Annotated in this window: 7 protein-coding genes; 2 read left to right on the top strand and 5 right to left on the bottom strand. The window is 60.2% G+C overall.

The features are described from left to right. Positions 1-38: 38 nt before the first annotated feature. The 4 genes from Q0899_RS04540 to Q0899_RS04525 form a co-directional block, all read right to left on the bottom strand. Positions 39-614, bottom strand: coding sequence for a nucleotidyltransferase family protein (locus Q0899_RS04540; protein ID WP_299195224.1), 576 nt, complete (start codon positions 612-614; stop codon positions 39-41). A 14-nt stretch (positions 615-628) separates the two neighbouring features. After that, positions 629-964, bottom strand: coding sequence for an SMR family transporter (locus Q0899_RS04535; protein WP_299191219.1), 336 nt, complete (start codon positions 962-964; stop codon positions 629-631). A gap of 111 nt (positions 965-1,075) precedes the next feature. Continuing rightward, positions 1,076-2,284, bottom strand: coding sequence for an NADP-dependent isocitrate dehydrogenase (locus Q0899_RS04530; RefSeq protein WP_299191218.1), 1,209 nt, complete (start codon positions 2,282-2,284; stop codon positions 1,076-1,078). Between the two features lie 196 nt (positions 2,285-2,480). Then, complete coding sequence (locus Q0899_RS04525; RefSeq protein WP_299191217.1) at positions 2,481-3,065, bottom strand: HD family hydrolase; 585 nt, start codon at positions 3,063-3,065, stop codon at positions 2,481-2,483. 445 nt (positions 3,066-3,510) lie between these two features. Here Q0899_RS04525 and Q0899_RS04520 point away from each other — a divergent pair, with 445 nt between their 5' ends. Continuing rightward, positions 3,511-16,236: a hypothetical protein gene (locus Q0899_RS04520; RefSeq protein ID WP_299191216.1), complete on the top strand. Its 12,726-nt coding sequence runs from the start codon at positions 3,511-3,513 to the stop codon at positions 16,234-16,236. Next, positions 16,233-19,778, top strand: a complete 3,546-nt coding sequence (locus Q0899_RS04515) for a hypothetical protein (protein ID WP_299191215.1) — start codon at positions 16,233-16,235, stop codon at positions 19,776-19,778. Before Q0899_RS04520 ends, Q0899_RS04515 begins: the two co-directional genes overlap by 4 nt. A 100-nt stretch (positions 19,779-19,878) precedes the next feature. Here the strand turns inward: Q0899_RS04515 and Q0899_RS04510 are convergent, their stop codons facing one another. Next, a complete protein-coding gene (locus Q0899_RS04510) occupies positions 19,879-21,081 on the bottom strand; it encodes a crosslink repair DNA glycosylase YcaQ family protein (protein ID WP_298357528.1) in 1,203 nt (400 codons plus the stop codon). Positions 21,082-21,150: the final 69 nt, after the last annotated feature.

Raw genomic sequence — 21,150 nt, 5'->3', positions numbered from 1 at the left:
GAGTTTTGGCTGTTCCTCCGGGGACAGCCTTTTTCGTTTCAGGACTTATCGCGCCAAGTGGCCCAGGCTTCTGGTGTATCCAAATCCAATGTTGCGTGGGTGCTGGGTAGGGGGACCAGATCAATCATTTCGTGATTTTGGCCCAGAATGGTGCGGCCGCTTTCATCGCCTTCAAGGGCCTGAAGCTTTGGGAAAAGGGCGCGTGGAAAGACAACCGGGCTACCGGCCACGCCGTCGCTGCTCGTCGCGCGAATGATGCGGTCGGGCGTCATGACATGTGCAGCAAGGAGCGCGTCTATGTCTGCGCTGGTCAGGTCAGGCATGTCAGCGGGCAAGATCATGGCCGCGTTTGTCGTCGGAGATAGCTCCGACACTCCGCACTTGATCGAAGAGGCCATCCCGCTGGCGGCATCCGCGTTGATGACTCGGCTACATTTAACATCCCGGATCACATCGGCACGGTCAATTTTGTCAGGCGGCAAGACGACCACCAACTGGCTTATGCCGCTGCCAAGCAGCATCAATGCCCGGTCCCGCAGCAATGGTACCCCTCTGACGTGTTCTGTGAGCTTATCCGCGCCGCGCATACGTCTGGACGCACCGGCCGCGAGCAATATTGCAGAAACACTCAATGCGCGGCGCTCTTTGAAAAGAGGTGGATCACGACGATGCCGGCGATGATCAGCGTTAGGCCAACAAAGGCGGGCAAATCCAGCTTTTGGCCAAAATAGATGAGCCCAATCCCCGCGATCAGAACGATGCCGAGCCCCGACCAGATGGCGTACATGATGCCAACGGGCATGTATTTCAGGGTAAGCGCCAACAAATAGAAGGAGATCGCGTAGGCCACCACCACCAGTACAGATGGCCAGAGCCGCGTGAATTGCTGACTGGATTGCAGGGCGGATGTGCCGACGGTTTCGGCGATGACGGCAAAGAGCAGGAATAGGTAGTGCTTGGGCATGGGCGCTCCGTTTTAGTCAGACTAGCCTTTGGTCCGACCTGTGGAAAGCGCCCTGAGTCACAAAAAAAGGCCAGCATATCAGCTGGCCTTTTCTACAAATTTTTGAGTGGCTTACATTGCCTTGTTCAAGTTCTCGTCGATCTTCTCAAGGAAGCCTTCGGTGGTCAGCCACTTCTGATCCGGCCCAACCAGAAGCGCGAGGTCTTTGGTCATGGAGCCGCTTTCGACCGTGTCTACTACAACGGTTTCCAATGTTGTCGCGAACTTCATCAGCTGTTCGTTGTTGTCCAGCTTGGCGCGGTGCTTAAGGCCGCCGGTCCATGCGTAGATCGATGCGATGGAGTTGGTCGAGGTTGCCTCGCCCTTCTGGTGCTGGCGGTAGTGGCGCGTCACGGTGCCGTGGGCGGCCTCTGCCTCGACCACTTTTCCGTCTGGCGTCATCAGTTGCGAGGTCATCAGGCCAAGCGAGCCGAAGCCTTGCGCGACCGTATCGGATTGAACGTCGCCGTCGTAGTTCTTACAGGCCCAAACAAATTTGCCGGACCATTTCATCGCTGCGGCGACCATGTCGTCGATCAGGCGGTGCTCGTATGTGATGCCGGCGGCTTCGAATTTCTCCGCGAATTCCTCGTCATAGACCTTTTGGAACAGGTCTTTGAAGCGGCCGTCATAGGCCTTGAGGATGGTGTTTTTGGTCGAAAGATAGACAGGCCAGCCAAGGTTCAGGCCGTAGTTCATCGACGCCCGCGCGAAGTCGATGATGGACTGATCGAGGTTGTACATGCCCATCGCGACACCGGCAGCGGGGCTGTCAAAGACTTCTTTTTCAATGACTTGTCCGTCTTCGCCGACAAATTTCATCGTCAGCTTGCCTGGCCCGGGCATTAGGAAGTCGGTGGCTTTGTATTGGTCGCCAAACGCGTGGCGCCCGATGACGATGGGGTCGGTCCAGCCGGGAACCAGGCGGGGGACATTGGCGCAGATGATCGGGGCGCGGAAGACGACGCCGCCGAGGATGTTGCGGATGGTGCCGTTTGGGCTGCGCCACATCTGTTTGAGGCCGAATTCTTCGACGCGCTGTTCATCCGGAGTGATAGTCGCACATTTTACGCCGACGCCAATTTCCTTAATCTTTTCAGCAGCATCGATGGTGATCTGATCGTTTGTTTCGTCGCGGACTTCCATGCCAAGGTCGTAGTAGAGCAGGTCCACATCGAGGTAAGGCAGGATGAGTTTCTTTTTGATGAAATCCCAGATGATGCGGGTCATCTCGTCGCCATCGAGTTCGACGACGGGGTTCTCTACCTTAATCTTGGACATGGGGCTGTTTCCCTTATGTGGTTGGCTGAATGAGGATTCGTTGGCCGCGTGATAGACCATGCGCAGCCGCATGGAAAGGCGGTATGCGAATGTATACCAAAAGAAAAGTTAACAGCGCGACATGTCCAAAACCCGCGTCTTCCTTTCGTCTATATTGCGTCTTCCTTTTGTCTATACAAACCCGCTCGGGCTCAATTCATTGGCGCGCGGCAAACCAAGCGCTGATTTGACCTTTCAAATGCATCCAAAGGGCAGGGGCGCCTTGTTTGACTTTGACGCCAACCCGCACCTCCAATTGTGCAGGCGTGACATTGTATTCCGGCCACGTGCCGCCGCCGGTTTCGAGATTGGCGACCACGGGCTGTACGCGGTCAACGGATTTGGCGAAGATCGCGTCATCTGTCTGGGCCGCTTCGAATTCGTCCCATAGCGCTCGGAACGTGTCGCGCTGATCTGGGGGCAGAAGGCCAAAGATGCGGTCCGCTGCTACGCGCTCGACCCTGTCTTGTTCCACCGGGTCGTGATCGCCATGGATCGGGTTATCGCCCGCGTCGATTTCGACTAGGTCGTGGATCAGCAACATCTGGATGACGCGGTCAATGCGGACCGGTCGGGTCGCGTGCTCTGCAAGGATCATGGCATAGAGCGCTATGTGCCATGAATGCTCGCCCGAATTTTCGCGCCGGGACCCATCGCAGAGCGTGGTGCCGCGCAATACGGATTTGAGGCGGTCGGCTTCCGTCAAAAACGCAAATTGGGCCGTGAGTCGAGAATCAGTCATGTTGTTTGAACGTCCGTTTTTGAGGTTGCGATCCGGTGGCTGCGAACCGCTGGGGTAGGATAAAACCATTTGTTGCAAAAGAGAGAATGGCCGTGGATTTTCTCTTCTGACGTTTGCGTCAATTTCGTCTTTCCGCGAGTTAGGCGCAACTAGGGAAAATACATAGGAAATTTGGGAGCAACGGTAGAACTGGCCGGTGAACAATCCGGCGGAAGTGGCGCAGTTTGTAGAGAATTCCCCTATTTCTGGTGGTTTACCGTAATTTACAACAAACATGTGGTGCGTTAGCGTCAGGCGGATCGACAGTTTGTTGCCATTTCGCTCGTCCTAAGTTGCCCGAATTTATGTGGGGCCAGTTTTTGAATTCGCATATTTTTTGCAGGCCGCGCGATTGGAAAAAATGAACCGCCCGGGACAAACCTGGGGGTGCACGGGGACCGATAGAATGACAAAGCTCTTTGAAGCGGTGTGGAGCAGATTTGTAGGGGCGGCTGCGATTTGCGCAGCGGCGTCGGGGATGGCTCCGACATCGGCCCATGCGACCACGTTTACGACCACCGTTCCCGGTACCTCCATCACGCTGCCCGATGACTACCCAGAGGCGGGCGGCGTCGTGATCGTGATGGTCGGCGTGAATGGCAATATCTACTACCAGTTCTCGGACCCCGAAAACGCGTTTCGCGGCTTTAACAATCGCGCCAACCGCGACGAGCTGGAAGGCAACCCGTTCACCGTCAATGACCCGATTGCGCTGGATTGCGGGTTTAGCAGCTGCCGGGACTATTTTGGCGGCGACCTTGCCCGGGTCTATATTCGCTTCTCAGCCTATGATGGTGACACGCAGGTTGGCGGGTTTGACCAGAACGACATCACCTTGCGGATCAACGGGTTCAACGTTGGCAATTGGTCAGGGCGGACCACGGAACGGACCAACAACAGCGGGACCCAATCACTTGGATTTGAAAATGGGTTTGGCAACAACGTGTTCAACACCGGCTGGTTTGACTCCACCAACCCCGCTTTGTTGGACAGCCTGTTGGACACCGGCGAGACCACCACGCAGGTGTTCGACCGAGACCCGAACGACAACTTCTGGGATTTCCAGCGCGGCCCACGGCTGACTCGCGACGAAATTCGGACGGTGGCGCCGGGCTACACAATTGAAAAGACCGCCTCGACCGGCACCTACACCGATGTCGGCGACACTGTGCTGTACACCTACCAGGTGGCCAATGTCGGCTCTGTCTTTATCCGCAATTTGGAGATTGAGGATGACAAGATCGACGAAGGCAGCAACCCGATTGTCTGTAACAAGACCACGATTGAGCCCAGACCTTTTGGTGACTTGCGCGGGCCTGACACCGCGACCTGCACGGTCACTTATTCCGTCACGCAGGATGACATTGATGCGGGATCTGTCACCAACACCGCCGTGGGGCAGGGCGATCCTGACGAGGGTGTTTTGGGGGCGGTGTCGGATGATGCCGTGATCACCGGCCCCACGGCGGCCCCCAGCCTGAACGTGGTCAAAACGTCGGTTTTGGACAATGGCGGCCCCGGGTTTGGCGCGGCGGGCAGCACCGTGCCATATGTCATCACCGCCACCAATGACGGCAACGTCACTCTGACCAACGTTGTGTTGACCGACGACCTGATCCCGTCCTTTTCCTGCACCATCCCCGAGCTTGAGCCCGGCGAAAGCGACAGCTGCAACGTCGACTACACCGTGCAGCAATCGGACGTTGACGCATTTGCGACCTCTGGCACCCAGCTGGTCAACACCGGGCGCGGCCGCGCTACGGCGGCGCGGGGCGCAAACCCCACCGGCTTTGGCCCCGGCGAGTTTGACGTGGACCAGATCCCCGGTCAGGCAGCCGCGCCGGACTTCACCATCGCCAAGACCGCGTTGAGCGGCACCTACGCCGCCGTCGGCGACACGCTGCAATACAACGTCGAGATCACCAACACCGGCAATGTGACCTTCCCGCAGGCGCCCACCGTCACCGACAGCCTTGGCGTGCCGGTGAACTGCCCCGCTGGAACCGTGGCCCCGAACGCCACCATTGTATGTACCGTCAGCTACGACGTGGATCAGGACGACATTGACCAGGGGCAGGTGGACAACACCGTCACGGCGGATATCACCGTGGGTGGCGTTGCCTCCCCGACGCGGACCTCCGACGCGACCGTGACCGCCACCCGCACGACCGGGTTGACCTTGGTCAAGCGTTTGGCCGCCAGCTCCCCCACCAGCTATGACGACGCGGGCCAGACACTGAGCTACGAATATGTGCTGACCAACACGGGCAACGTGACGCTGAACGCGCCGAGCGTGACCGACGACCGTATTGCGACCGTGACCTGCGCGCCGAGCGAAATTCTGCCCGACAGCTCGATCATCTGCACCGGCGATTATCCCACTGACCAGAACGACCTGAATGTGGGCGAGGTGACGAACACGGCCTCTGCCAGTGCCACGGCAGATGTCAGCGGCGAGACGGTCGCCTCCACCGACCAAACGCTGACGGTGCCCGCCGTGCAAACCCCCGCGCTGTCACTGGCGAAGTCGGGCGCGGGACCTGCGTCCTTCACCGTGGGGGCGACGGTGACCTACACGTTTACCGTGACCAATAGCGGCAATGTGGACCTGACCGACCCGATCACCATCACCGATGACAAGATTGGCACTTTCGTCTGTTTGCCCGGACCGCTGGCGCGCGGCGTGACGGACACGTGTACGGCGGATTACACCTTGTTGGTGGCTGATGTGGCGGCTGGCGCGGTGACCAATGTCGCGACGGCCTCGGATGGTGCTGTGACCTCGCCGGACGCCACGGCCACAGTGTCGAACGCCGGCACGCCGGCAATCACGGTGACCAAGCAGGCGCTGACCAACCCGATTGGGCCGAATGACACGTCGGTGCGGTATCGGTTCTTCATCACAAATACCGGCGACACGGACATTATTGAGAGTGTGTCGCCGATCACGATCACCGATGATAAGATCAATTCCTCGCCCTTCATCTGCTCTGGGCGGCAGCCGTCCATTTTGGCGCCCGGCGCCTCATATGATTGCGAGCGCAACTACAATTCCATCTCGTTGGAGGAACGCAACGCGGGGGAGGTGGTTAACACCGTCTCCGGCTCGTTCCCGTTCAACACCGGCACCGGCACCATTCAGGTGACTTCGCCGGAGTATGTTGAAACCACGCCGATCACGGCCGACACCTCGATGATCTTTACCAAGACTGCGCCTGCCCAGTTTACGCCGGGCGAGACGCTGACCTATTCCTTCTCGGTGGAGAATAACGGCTCTGTCACGCTGACCAACGTGACGGTGACCGATCCGCTGATCCCGGGGTTGAGCTGCCCCATCACGGACCTTGATCCCGGCCAGACGCAAACCTGTACAGGCGATTATCTGGTGATGCAGAACGACGTGGATACAGGCCAGATCGACAACAATGCGAGCGCCACGGGCGTCACCGCGCAGGGCACCCAGACCACCGACACCGATACGGCGACCTCGACGCTTGATCCGGCCAGCGACATCAGCAGCCTGACGGTCACCAAATCCGCGGACCGCGCGGCCTTTGCCGTTGCGGGCGAGATCATCACCTACACGATTGACGTGTTCAATGACGGCACCAAGACGCTGACCAACACGGTCGTCACCGACATTCTTGATCCGACTTATAGCTGCACCATCCCGACGCTGTTGCCGGGCAACAATTTTGACCTGTGCCAATTCACATATGAGGTGCAGCAATCTGACATTGATGCGGGGCAAATCGACAACCTGGCCTCTGCCGCAAACGCGGCGATCCCATTGCCGGTGGACAGCCTGCCTGTAACCGTGCCGGGCCCGACCCGCACGGCAGCGCTGGAGATCGAAAAGGTTGCGCGCAGCGGCTACACCAATGTGGGTGACGATGTCATTTTCGACATTCGGGTGCGCAACACCGGCAATGTGACATTGACAGGCGTGAGCGTAGAAGATGCCAGCATCTTCACGCCAGCAGAGACCTGTGCTGTCGGCGATATAGCTCCGGGCTTTGATCAGATTGTATGCTCGCTGACCTACACGGTGGATCAAGACGATCTGGACCGCGGCTTCGTGGACAACTCCGCAACAGCGACCGGTACCGGCGCCGACAGCACCGCAATCAACGAGACAGCGACGGAACGCGCGGATGGTCCTGCGGCCAACCCGATGGTGAAGGTCGAAAAGACCGCGGCGCAGCCGACCTTCAACAGCGCAACCGACAGCTTTGGGTTCACCTTCACGGTGACCAACACCGGCAACGTGACCCTGACCAATCTTGAGATTGTTGACCTTGAGGGCGACACGGATGGCGACGGCAACCCCGACGAGACGTTCCGTTGCTTCATTGATGATCTGCCACCTTTGCCCGCCGCCAACAGTACTTCTACCTGTACCGGCGGTTTGCCGATGCAATTCACCAAGAACTTCAGCCAGGCGGATGTGGACGCGGGGAGCTACACCAATACCGCGACCGTTACCGGCGAAAGCCTTGTTGGGGCGACGCCCGTTACCGACGAGGATGCGGAGACGGTGACAGGCCCAACGCAAACGCTGGATTTGGTGATCGACAAACGAGACACGTTCGGCACGACCTTCGCCGCCATTGGGGAAGAGATCACCTACGAGTACGACGTCACCAACAATTCCAACATTACCGTCTTTGGCGCGATCACTGTGTCTGACAGCGTCACCTCGCTGTCGCCTGCCGTTGATGTGCCCGTGTCTTGTCCGCCGACACCGGTGGCAGGGCTAGCCCCCGGCGCGAGTTTGACCTGCTCGGCCTCTTACACGGTGACGCAGCAGGATTTGGACAACAACCTGGTGACCAACTCGGCCACAGCGTCGGTTTCGCAGCGGATCAATGGTGGGTCGACGCCGACGACGGCCACGTCGGCCCCGGACAGCGTGACCGTGAATGCGGCGCAATCGCCGACATTCACTCTGTCTAAGGCGATCAAGGCGGGCTCCGCCACGACCTACACCAATGTTGGCGACCAGGTGACGTTTGAGTACACCATCACCAACACTGGCAACATCACCCTGACGCAGCCGATCACCGTCTCTGACGACCAGATCACCGGCACGACGACCTGTGGGCCATTGCCATTGGCGCCGATGGACAGTGTCACCTGCGAGCTGGTGTGGACGGCTGAGCAGGCGGACATCAACGCAGGCGACATCACCAATGTAGGCACCGCCTCCAGCCCCGAAGTGCCGCTGAACGCCACCGACACGTTCACCACGGCTGCGTTGCAGGAGCCGGGTCTGGCCATGGTCAAGACGAACACCGGCGGGAGCTTCGTATTCAACCCCGACCCGCTGGATAACAGCACTGACCTGACTTACGATTACGTCATCACCAATACCGGCAACACCGATATTGACACCGCCTTGATCAGCGTCACCGACAGCCGTACCACCGTGTCCTGCCCTCCGGGCGGCGGCATTCTGGAACCGCTTCGGGTTAACCCGACGGCGCAATACGTCTGCACCGCGACCTATAAGGTGACCTTCAACGACGCGCAGTTAGGCGAGGTGACCAACCTGGCCACGGCGACAGACGGCACTACGGACAGCCCGCAGGTATCAGAGACAGTGCCATCCGGGGCGACGCCATCCTTGAGCGTTGTCAAAAGCGCGATCAGCGGTGCCGACTTTGACGAGCTCGGCGACGAGGTGGTTTATGAGTTCGCGGTGACCAACACCACCAATGGCGGCGGCGCGACCTTCACGGAACCGGTGAATATCGTTGACGACAAGATCGGCGCTGAATTTCTGTGCTTCACCCCGACGCCCGCCAACCCATTCAACCCGGGCGAGACGGAGACCTGCCAGCGGAGCTACTTCATCACCCAGGCCGATCTGGACGCAGGCGAGGTAGTGAATGAAGCGACCTCAAACACCATCTTTGCACCGGCCAGCCCAAGCCCTGTGACTGTGGTGTCCGCGCCGGCTACGGAGACCATCGGCGGCGACACGGACCCTGAGCTGACCGTCACCAAGTCGGTGACCGGCGGACCGGCCGCGCCTGAATTGGGCCAGACCATCCAGTACACCATCCTGACCGAGAACACCGGCAACCAGACCATCAGCCAGGTCATGGTGTCAGACCCGCTGATCCCGACGCTGACCTGCACCGTGGATAACGGGGCGGGGACGCAGATACCGGCGCCAGCCAATGTGATACTGGCCCCGGATGAGATCCTGACCTGCACCGGCGACTATGAGATCACGCAAGGCGACGTGGACAACCAAGAGGTGGTGAACACTGCGTCGGCCATGGGCAACGACCCTCAGGGCAACAACGTGCCGGCCAGCGACGAAAACACATTTGACGCGGTTGTGGATGCTGACCCCGTACTGGTGGTCACCAAGCGCGTCACGCCGGAGCCGGGCGTGGGTGATCCCGCATTCAGCGGAGTGGATGAGGTGGTGACCTTCATCATTGAGGTCAGGAATGACGGCAACGTCACGGTGGACAGCATTTCGGTGGCGGACACGATCACCACAACGAACCCGGCGACACCAGCCACCTGCGACGTTGGCACATTGGCCCCGGGCGAGACTTTTGACAGCTGCGAGTTCTCCGTGGTGATCACGCAAGACGAGATCGACGCGGGCTCCTTCGACAACACCGGCACCGCGACGGGCACGCCACGCTCTGGCGGCAGCGTTGAGGGTACAACTACCATCACCGTGGAAGGCCCCGACGCGGAGCCTGCCTATGCCATGTCCAAAATCGCGGATGTGACTTCGTTCGATACGGTTGGCGACATCATCAACTACACATACACGGTGGGTAACACCGGCAACGTGACATTGTTTGCTCAGCCAGTCGTGACAGACGACAAGATCGGCACGTTCAACTGCGGCACGGTTCCGCCAGGCGGGTTGGCCCCGCTCGATACGGTGCAATGTGTGCAGCCCTATGCTGTGACGCAGAACGACGTGGACGCGGGGTTTGTGACCAACATCGCGCGCGTAGAAAGCACCGAAGTCACCACGCCTGCGGAGGCGACCGAGACAGTTGACGCGAACCGCACACCCTCGATGACGCTGGTCAAGACGCCCAGCATCGCGGCGGATGCGGCTGTGGATGACGTCATCACCTATACATATACCGTGACCAACACGGGCAACACGCGTCTGTTTGACGTGGCTGTATCAGACGAGCAGACCAGCGCCGCGGGCACCAATGCGCTGAGCATTGCAGGCGACACATTGGCCACGGATGCGGGTGAGCAGAACAACTCTACCGATACCAGCGCAGATGGCAGCTGGGACGTGCTGGGGCCGGGCGACGTGGCGGAATTTACGGCCAGCTATACGGTGACGCAGGCGGATGTCGACGCGGGCAACGCCTTGACCAATGACGCGACGGTGATGGCCACCGGTCCTCCGGGGACCACTGTTGACCCCGAAACGACCAGCGTGACTGTACTGCTGGAAGATCAAACGCCACTGCTGGAAGCTGAAAAGCTGGTGGCGGGCTCGACCGGCACGACGGCGGGCAGCACCGTGACCTTCTCGATCACTGTGCGCAACGCGGGTAACGTCACTTTGGACGGCCCGGTATTGACGGACACCCTGACACGCACCGATGGCACGCCGCTGACCATCACGACCGGTCCAGACTTTGACGGCACCGACATAGGTGAGGCGGGCAAACTGGATGTGGGTGAGATATGGACTTACGAGGCCACCTACATTCTGGAGCAGGCCGACATTGATGCTGGCGGTGTCGCCAACCAGGTCCTGGCGGAGAGCGCGGGCCCTGACGGCACCCCGACGCAGGATCAGTCTGGCAACGGTCTGCCGGGCGGCGACGACGCCACCACTGTGTTCTCAGTCCCGGCGGCTCCGGCCATTTCGGGTGAGAAGACCGTGACCTCTACCACTGTGCTGGTGGATGAGTTGGTTACCTTTGAGATCGACATTACCAATGATGGCAATGTCACGCTGACCGGCGTGAACGCCGATGATGACACGCTGACGCGCGCCGATGGCACGCCGCTGACACTGACAAGCGGGCCGAGCTTCCAAAGCGCCACCGAAGGCTCGCCTTCCGGCACGCTGATCCCGGGTGAGACCGCCACGTTCGTAGCCAGCTACCGGTTGGTTCAGGAAGACATTGATGCGGGTGGGATTTCGAACACCGCCACGGTTTCCGGCCAGCCGCCACTTGGGGCGCCAATCAGTGATGTGACGGATGATGGCGATGATGGCGACGGCAACACCGAAGATGACCCGACGGTGTTGGAGATTGCCCCAGCGCCGGTCCTGTCGGTGGCCAAAACCCTTGCCGCGGGCGAACCTGGCAATTTCGACACATTGGACCAAGAGGTCGCGTTCGACTTTACGATCACCAATGAGGGCAACGTCACGCTGAGCGGGCCGTTTACGGTCGCTGATGCGTTGATCGAAGGGCAGGGCAATGCCGTGTCTTGCCAGGCGGCCACATTGGCGCCGGGGGACGATCTGGTCTGCACCGGCTCCTATTTTGTGACGCAGGATGATCTGGACAACGGCTCTTTCACCAATGCGGCCACGGGCCGTGACGAGGGCACGGGCACTGACAGCCCCGAGGACACGATCACCGTGCCCGCGCTGCAAAACCCGTCCATGTCGGTTGAGAAGGTCGCTGAAGATGTGCCGCCAGCTGACTTCGATGAAGGGTTGGAAGTCACCTACACCTACACCGTTACCAATGACGGCAACATCACGCTTGAAGACCCGATCACGATTGACGACAACCTGATTGCGTCGGTCACCTGTGATCCGTTGCCTGCAGGTGGTCTGCTGCCAACCGAGTCTCTGGAATGTGAGGGCACTTACACCGTCACCGCCGACGACGTGGCGCTGTTTACGGTCACCAACCTTGCGTCCTCTGAAAGTGGTGGCGTTGAAAGTCCGCTGACATCCGAGACGATCCCGAATGATGCGGAGCCGTCGATCAGCGTGGTCAAGACGGCCGCTGCCGGGTCTACATTCGCGGAAGTTGGCGACCCGATCACCTACACATTTGACGTCACCAATGACGGCACGCAGGCGTTCAGCGCCGAGGTGTTGATCTTTGACGACAAGCTGCCGGGCGGCGATACCGGGCTGACCTGCCCGTTGCCTGCCGGGGACACCACGCTGAGCGCGGGCCAGACCATTTCTTGTGACTTCGTCTATGCCGTCAGCCAAGAGGATCTGGACGCGGGCGAGGTGGTCAATGAGGCCTTCGCGCAGACCAGCTTTGGCGATCCGGCAAGCCCGACGCCCGTGACCTCCGCTCCTACAACTGAAACCGTCGCCGCCGATGAGCAGCCGAATATGTCGCTGACCAAGACATCGGCGCCGAACCCGGCTGGGGCTGTTGGCACCACCGTGACCTACACGCTTGTGGCAACGAACACCGGCAACCAGACGTTGAACACGATTGCGGTGACAGACGAACGGCTGCCCGACCTGGTCTGTGAGGCGGCGACGCTGGACCGGGGCGAGGCGTTGACCTGCACGGAAGACTACATCGTCACGCAGGAAGACATAGATGCGGGCGAGATCGTCAACACCGCCGGAGTGACCGCGCAGAACCCGTCGGGCGATCCAGTAGGGGGCCCCGGCTCCCCGATCACCGGGACTGAAACCACCGGTGTGCCGGCGGCCGCCCCAGCCATGACTGTCAGCAAAACCGCCAGCCCGACCACTTTGGGTCCGGTTGGTAGCTTCGTGACTTATAGCTTCACAGTTCAAAACACCGGCAACACGACGTTGCAGAACGTCACTGTCGATGACGTTCTGGACACGGGGCCTGCCTGCGTGATCCCACGTTTGGCCCCAGATGCTGTAGACAACGTCAGCTGCTCCTTCATGCTGGAGGTGACCCAAGCCATGGTCGACGCGGGCGAGGTCGAAAACACCGTCAACGTCATCGCAACCGACCTGCTGGGCAACCCTACGGACACCAGCGACACACTGGTCACCGACGGCCCGCCGCGTGTGCCTGCGCTTGAGGCCACCAAGATCGCCACCACCACGGGGCAGGCGGTTAACGAGGTCGTGACCTACCTCCTGAGCGTCGAGAACACCGGCAACGTCACTCTGCAATTCCCATCGATCACCGACACGATGCGGCGCAACAACAACTCGCCGACCGCGCTTGATGCGCCGTTTGTTCTGGCCTCGGGCGACACCAATGGCGACAACCTGCTGGACGTGGATGAGACATGGGTGTTCGAGGCCCAACACACCATCACACAAAGCGACATAAACGCGGGAGGGTTCACCAACACCGCCGAAGTAACAGCCGACGGCCCGCCGGGCACCACGCCCGCCAACGACGTGTCCGACAACGGCGATGACGGCGACGGCAACACCGAAGACGACCCAACGGTGTTCGAGATCACCTCGGAGCCGCAGATCACCACGGTGAAAGCCATTTCCGGTACGCCGGGCGATGAGGCGGGCGAAAGCGTCACCTGGACCATTACGGCGCGCAACACGGGCAACGTGGATATCGCAGGCGTTTCGGTTACTGATACGCTGACCCGCGCGGATGGCACGGTGATCACCCCGGTGCCTGCGGCAGTGAACACGTCAGGCACCACCGATCTGGATGCGGGGCAGGAGATCGTCTGGACCCTGACCTACGTGCTGCAACAAGAAGACATTGATGCAGGTGGGCTGTCCAACTCAGCCACGGTACGGGGCGAGGCGCCAAACGGCGATCAGGTGGAGGATGTTTCCGCTAATGATGACCCGTTTGACGGCAACAATGAGGACGACCCGACGCCGCTGGTGATCCCGGCAGCTCCGGGGCTGGATGTGGTCAAGACGCTGACGACGCCGGGCGCGTTTGAGGGCGACGTCATCGCCTTTAGCGTGACGGTTGAGAACACCGGCAACGTGACGCTGGATGGCGTCACGGTTGCGGACAACATGACGCGGATCGGTGGTGGCGACCTAACGGTAGATAGCGTGAGGTTCGAATCTGCCACCGGAGGCTCGCCCGAGGGCACGATCCTTGTAGACGAGACGGCAACTTATGAGGTGCTCTACACGTTGCAACTGGCCGATGTGGATGCGGGCGGGGTGTCGAACTCTGCCGTGGCCACGGGCACAACACCTCTTGGCGCGACCTTGTCCGACACCTCGCGCGACGATGACCCTCTGGACGGCAACGACGTGGACGACCCCACAGTGGCTGTGATCGCGCCCGCGCCGGCCAACACGCTGACCAAGACGGCGAGCGAGCTGACCTTCTTGTTCCCAACCGTTTACCAGGTGACCTTCACCATCACGGCGGAAAACACCGGCAACATCACGCAGAGCGGCTACCAGATTGTCGACGACCTGTCGGACTTTGAGGGCAGTGCGGAAATCCTGCGCGAAGCGCCGTTCGGCATCGCAGTGCGCACATCCGGCTTCACCGGCGGCGGGCCGAACGGCGCCTATGACGGGGACGCTGTGGTGGAAACCATTGCAGGAGACGCCTCGCTTGCGCCGGGCGAGCAAGGCGTGGTCGAGATCGACGTCGTGTTCCAGGTGGATGCGGGCACCAGCGTGGGTGAAAACCGCGCCGAGGTTACATCAGCTGAGCTGACGACACCCACGCCGAGCAACTCTGCCATTGTGCCGGTGGTCGATACAGATGGCGACGGCTCGCCCGATGGGGTCGAGGGTTGTTCGCCACTGGCAGACAACGACCGTGACGGCGACGGCATCTGCAACGCGGAAGACTTTGACCCGACGGGATATTTCTACTGCGAGGATGACGGGCGCATTCTGCCGGGTGGCCTGATCTCGGTCACGGGGCCTGTGGGCACGCAGACAGGTGTTGGGTCCTCGAACAATATTCGCATCGTTCAGGATGGATCGACGGGCCAGTTTTCTTTCTTCGTGACGCGGCCGGGGACCTACACGCTGAACGCCACTTACCCCGCATTGGGCGCGCAAAGCACCACGCGGCTGAGTTCTGGCACGATTGATGTCACCTCGCTGCTGCCTGCCAACCCCGCCTCGCTGGGCGGTTCTGAGGTTGGCAATACGAACGTGTTGTCCGATTTCTCTGCGGGTGGGAATACGTTCTACACGACCTTCACGTTCGAACCGGGCGACCCGTTGATCATCAACAACAACCTGCCGCTGGAGAATTGTCAGGGCATCCCGGACATTCTGGCGACCAAGCAGGCGGACCGCGAAAGCGCCGTGTTTGGTGAAACGGTCAACTTCACACTGACCTTCACCAACAACACCTCAAACGTGGTTGCAAATATGAACCTCGTGGACCTGCTGCCAGCTGGCATGCTCTACACGCCAAACAGCGCCGCAGTGGACGCCGTCCCGACTGAGCCCACTGTGGACGGTTTGCGCCTGACATGGAGCGGGCTGACGATTGCGCCCACGCAGACGATCACAGTAACGCTGGCGGCGCGCGTGGTGGCCAATGGCAGCTATGGCGAGCTGATCAACCGCGCCTTCATGACGGATGCGGCGGGCAATCAGTTGTCCAATACCGCAACGGCGGTGGTCCGCATTGAGCCGGAGCACGTCTTCGACTGCGCCGATATCATTGGCAAGGTCTATGACGACCGAAACCAGAACGGGTATCAGGATCAGGGCGAGCCGGGGCTGCCGGGCGTCCGTTTGGCCATGGTGAATGGCTACCTGATCACAACGGATGAATATGGCCGCTATCACGTGCCATGTGCTGAGTTGCCCCAAGATATCGGGTCAAACTTCACGCTGAAGCTGGACACGCGCACATTGCCAACTGGGTACCGCGTCACCACCGAAAACCCCCGCGTGATCCGCGTCACCGCCGGTAAATTTGCCAAGCTGAATTTCGGTGCGGCGCTGTCTAACGTGGTGGATGTGGACCTGACGGCCAAGGCGTTTGCCGCCGATGGCACGCCGGTTGCGGGTCTGGTGCGCGGGGTCGAGCAACTGGTCGCCCGCATCGAGGTCACCCCATCCGTGCTGCGCCTGAGCTACATCATGCAGGACGACGACACCAAACTGGCGCGCGCCCGGTTGAAGATCGTGGAGCAACTGATCCGCGAAAAATGGCGGGGCGGGGGCAGATACAAGCTCAACATTGAACGCACCATCAAACGCGCAGCGAAAGGGGCGGGCCAATGAAACTGACTCATCTGATTTTTCCCGTCCTGACCAGCACCTCGGCGCTTGCGATGACGTCTCATGCCGCCGCGCAGGATCTCGATATTGATTGCACCTTGGTGAACAGGGCGTTGCCTGCGGGATGCGAACTGCCTAACGAAGACACCGTCGTGGTGGTTGATGTCGGGGCAAATACCGAGATTGACAATGACACGGCAATTATTGGCGAAGACGGTTTCTTCATCTCGATCGATGGCGAGGCCGTTGCCGGTGATGCCCGCGTCGAGGACCTGACCCGAAAAACCGACATCGCATTGTCCGAGGCGGATGTGCAGGTCAAGTTTGACGGGCTTGGGGCCGATCCGTCGTTGAACTTGGCGGTGACTGGCGAGCCGCGGGATTACAAGCCGGGCGAGCTGATCACCTTCCGCTCCAAAACCAATTACCCGGCCTATCTGGCGCGCGGCGAAGTACGGATCGTGGATTATTCCAACCGCTCCGGCCCGCGCGTGGTGGCCGTGATCCCTGTTGAGCCGAATGGTTCAGTCTCTTTTGCCATGCCGGAGGGCGACGATCTGGCGGCCATTCACCGCGTCTATGACGCGCGTGGCCGGTTTGACGAGACCGAGCCTTTGGGCCTGAACCAACGCGATGATCGTGGACTGTTTGTAGCCAATGACGAGGGCGCGGACCGCACCGCGGTCAGCCGGATCCCGGTGTCCGGCGGCGCGGTGACGGTGTACGGAACCGGGGTGCGCCCCGGCGCGACAGTGAACACGCTTGGCGCAACGGTGACGCCCGACCCTGACGGCAGTTTCGTGGTGCAACGCATTCTGCCTGCGGGCGACGCGGATGTTGACGTGCGCATTTCTGGCGGCGGCGAAGACGTGTATCTGCAGCGCGGCGTCACCATTCCGCGCTCGGAATGGTTTGGCGTGGCCACGGTTGATCTGACCTTTGGTTACCGTGCGGATGGCGGCAAGAACGCCGCGGGCGGGTCGTTTGAACGGTTCTACGACCGCGGGCGCTTGGCATTTTACACCAAGGGCAAAACCCAAAGCGGCATTGAGATCACGGCAAGCGCGGATACCGGCGAAGATGACCTGTCCGACCTGCTGCGCGACTTTGACAAGAAAGACCCGCGTCACTTGCTGCTGCGCCTCGATAGCGACGAGGCCTATCCGGTGTATGGCGACGATTCTACTATCGTCGAGGACGCGCCGACCTCTGGAAAATTCTACTTCAATGCGGAAAAAGACGGCAACCATGTGCTGTGGGGCAATTACAAAAGCAACATCAACGGCTCATATTTCCTGCGCAACGAACGCACGCTCTACGGCTTTCAGGGGCATTACGCGACGCAAGCCCAGACGGAAAATGGTGAGGCGCGCGCCTCCATCGACCTTTATGCAGCGCAGCCGGACAATCTGCCGGGGCGCGACGTATTTCGCGGCACTGGCGGGTCGGTTTACTTCCTGCAGCGCCAGGATCTGTCAATCGGGTCGGAAACCATCAGCGTCGAAATCCGCGACCCCGACACGGGCCGCGTGATCGACCGTCAAACGTTGGTCTACGGGCGAGATTACGACATCAACTACCTGCAAGGCATCGTGACGCTGAACCGGCCTTTGACCGGCGCTGTTGGCGGCGGCACCGTTGTGACCGACCCGCTTGGCGAGAACACGGTTTTGTTGACGGTGAATTACGAATTCACCCCGACCGCAGGCACCGTGGACGGCTACGCTTATGGCGGGCGGGCGCAGGTTTGGGCGACGGATAACCTGCGGCTGGGCTTCACCGGGTTGGTGGAGCAGACTGACATTGCTGACCAGAAGGCCTTTGGCGCCGATCTGCGCTACGAGATCAGCGACAATTCCTTCCTTGAACTGGAATATGCGCGAACCGAGGGGCCGGGCTTTGGTCAATCCTTCTCATCTGACGGTGGTTTGATCGTGACCAACACCAACGCAGTTGGTGGGACTGGCGACGCCTATCTGGCGCGGGGGCAGGTCGAGTTTGCCGATCTTAACCCCAATCTGAATGGCCGTGCGAGTTTCTATGTCGAGGAGCGTGAGGCGGGGTTCTCCACCCTTGATTTCCAGACCACCAATGATGAAAGCCTCTATGGCTTTGCCGTTGAATATGAGCCGTCCGAGCGGTTGAGCTGGCGGGTCTATTACGACGATTTTGAAGACAGCGCGGGCAAGACCATTCGCGAGGCGGGGGCCGAGCTGAGCTATAAGAGCTCCGAGCGCTTCACATGGGATTTCGGCGTCGAGCATATCCGCAAGAACACGCCCGGCGACGCAACAGAGACCGGCGAGCGGACAGATGTGGCGGTGCGCCTGAACGTCACTGAAAGCGAGCGGCTGGAATGGTATGTGTTCGCCCAAGGCACCGCGAAGCATCGCGGCGGACTGACCAAGAACAACCGCGTGGGCGCGGGAGTGTCGTACCAGTTTGCGCAAAACTGGACATTTGAAGGCGAGATTTCAGACGGCTCGACCGGTGTGGGCGCGCTTGCCTTGTTCTCTTATGAAAACCACGCAAACAGCTCGGCCTATTTTGGCTACACGCTGGACCCACGACGCGAATTCAACGGGGTGACGCTGACCGGAAAAGATCGTGGGCAGTTCATTGCAGGCGGGCGGCGCAAACTGGGCCGCGACGTGGAGGTTTACGCCGAGAATACCTATGATCTGTTTGGTGTTCACCGGTCGCTGACATCGACCTATGGCGTGGATTACGAGCGCAATCAGTTCCTGACCTATTCGGCCTCCGCCGAAATTGGCCGCATAGACGATCCGGCGGGCGATTTTGACCGCACGGCCCTGTCATTTGGAGTGCGCTACGAGGATGAGAAGGGACTGTCGGGACGCGGCCGATTGGAATATCGCCGCGACCGGGGGATCATCTCTGGCACACAGCGGGACGGGGATACCGTCGCGCTAGCCGCAACTGTGCGTTACAAAATTGATGAAGAGCAGCGACTGCTTTTCAGCTTTGACGGCAGCTACACGGATACGGATGGATCTTCGATCCCCGATGGCCGGTTCGCGGAGATCAGCCTTGGGTATGCCTACCGCCCGATTGAGAATGATCGCCTGAACATTCTGGCGAAATACACCTATCTGCATGACCTTTACGGCCAACAGGTGGATGGCACCAACGATCCCGGGCCGCGCCAAAAGAGCCATGTTCTGTCGGTTGATGCGTCCTATGATCTGGACCGGCAATGGACCGTTGGCGGCAAGGTCGGCTTGCGCTTCTCGGAAAGCTCGCCCAATGCCACGACGGCGTTTCAGGAAAATGACGCCTGGCTGGTCGTCGCCAATGCCCGCTATCACGTGACCCATAAGTGGGATGTGCTGGTAGAAGGTCGTGTGCTGAAGGCCGAGCAGGCGGGGACCACGGAATTTGGGCTTCTAGGGGCGGCGTACCGCCACTTCGGCAACAATTACAAACTCGGGGTCGGATATAATTTTGGCACGTTCTCGGATGATCTGACGGACCTGACCTTTGACGATAAGGGGTTGTTCATCAACCTGATCGCGAAGTTCTAAAGGCCGGAGCGGCTGCGCCGCACATGATGTTTTTGCGCTGCCGCGCAGGCTTGAGGGCGCTGCCCTCAAACTCCCGGGATATTTGTGAACATGGAAAGGACTAGCCGCGCAACCAGTCTTTGGCGAAAGCGATATTTTTGCTTTTGGCGAGGCGGGCGGTGCGTTCTAATGCGGATGTCAGGCGTTTGAGGCGGGCAGGGGTGATCTTGACCTTTGCTTCCGGCCAGAAGGCCTGGATGGTCATCACCTCGCTTTTGCGATCGCATTTCATGTCGATGCGCCCGATCAGGCGGTCGCCTTCCATCACGGGGAAGACATAATAGCCGTATTTGCGCTTTGCTTGCGGGACGAAGACCTCGATCCGGTAGTCAAAACCAAAGAGGCGTTCGGCCCTTTGGCGGTCGCGCAACGCCGGATCGAAGGGCGACATGATCCGCACCTGTGACGGCGCAGCGGGCAGGTCTTGCAATGTGTCGAGCGTCGCTGGCCGGATCAGGCTGGTTTTGATGCCTCCATCTGCGGTAACGACTTCGCATTCGATCAGGGAGCCGTCTTTCAGGCGATCAGCGCACCATGTCTTGGCTTCCGCTTTCGTGGTCAGGTCCCAGAAATTGGCAATCTCGGTTGATGTGGCGACGCCGAGCCGGTCAATGGCAGACTGGCAGGCCCAATCAACCGTGTCCGCCAGTTCTGTGCGTGCGTTGCGGTGCTCGGGCGGGATCACCCGCTCCGTCAGGTCGTAATATTTGCGAAAGCCCTTCCGGTGGCAGACCGACAAATCGCCCTTGCGCCAAAGGTATTCCAGCGCGGTCTTTGACGGGTGCCAGTCCCACCAACCGCCACTGGAGCGCTTTTCATCCGCGCCAACATCGGCCGAGCAGCAGGGGCCGTGATCGGCAATTTGGCTGAGCACCGCGTCAAACTTGGCCTCAAACCCGTCGCGCCGCCAGTTTTTCCATTGCGACCTGATCTTTTCGGCGCTGCGATCCATCTTGTGACGCCAATGCGGAAAGAACTGCATGGAAATGATCGACGCGTCATGCGTCCAATGTTCAAACGCCGCGCGGTCGCGGGTGACGATCGGGTCTAGATGGGGTTGGCGGTAACTCTGCCTGCGGCTGTGCAGGATCATGTGGTGGGCGCGTGCGACCGTATTGATGCTGTCGACCTGCACAAAACCCAGATCATCAATGACCTGCGCCAGATCCGCGCCGCGTCCCGTGCCGGATGGGCGGCCTGACAGCCCGTGGCGATCCAGAAACAGGCGGCGCGCGTCCTTGTTGAGCAGTCTTGGCAGGGTCATCGGGCCTCCGAATGTGCGGGTTTTCGCGATACTGCGCCAAGCGCCCCTTTCGCGCCACCCGGAACATGA

It is taken from the genome of uncultured Litoreibacter sp. (genome assembly GCF_947501785.1).
Taxonomy (GTDB): Bacteria; Pseudomonadota; Alphaproteobacteria; order Rhodobacterales; family Rhodobacteraceae; genus Litoreibacter.
Note: the sequence above shows the minus strand (reverse complement) of the source record. Positions and strands in the feature narration are given on the sequence as shown.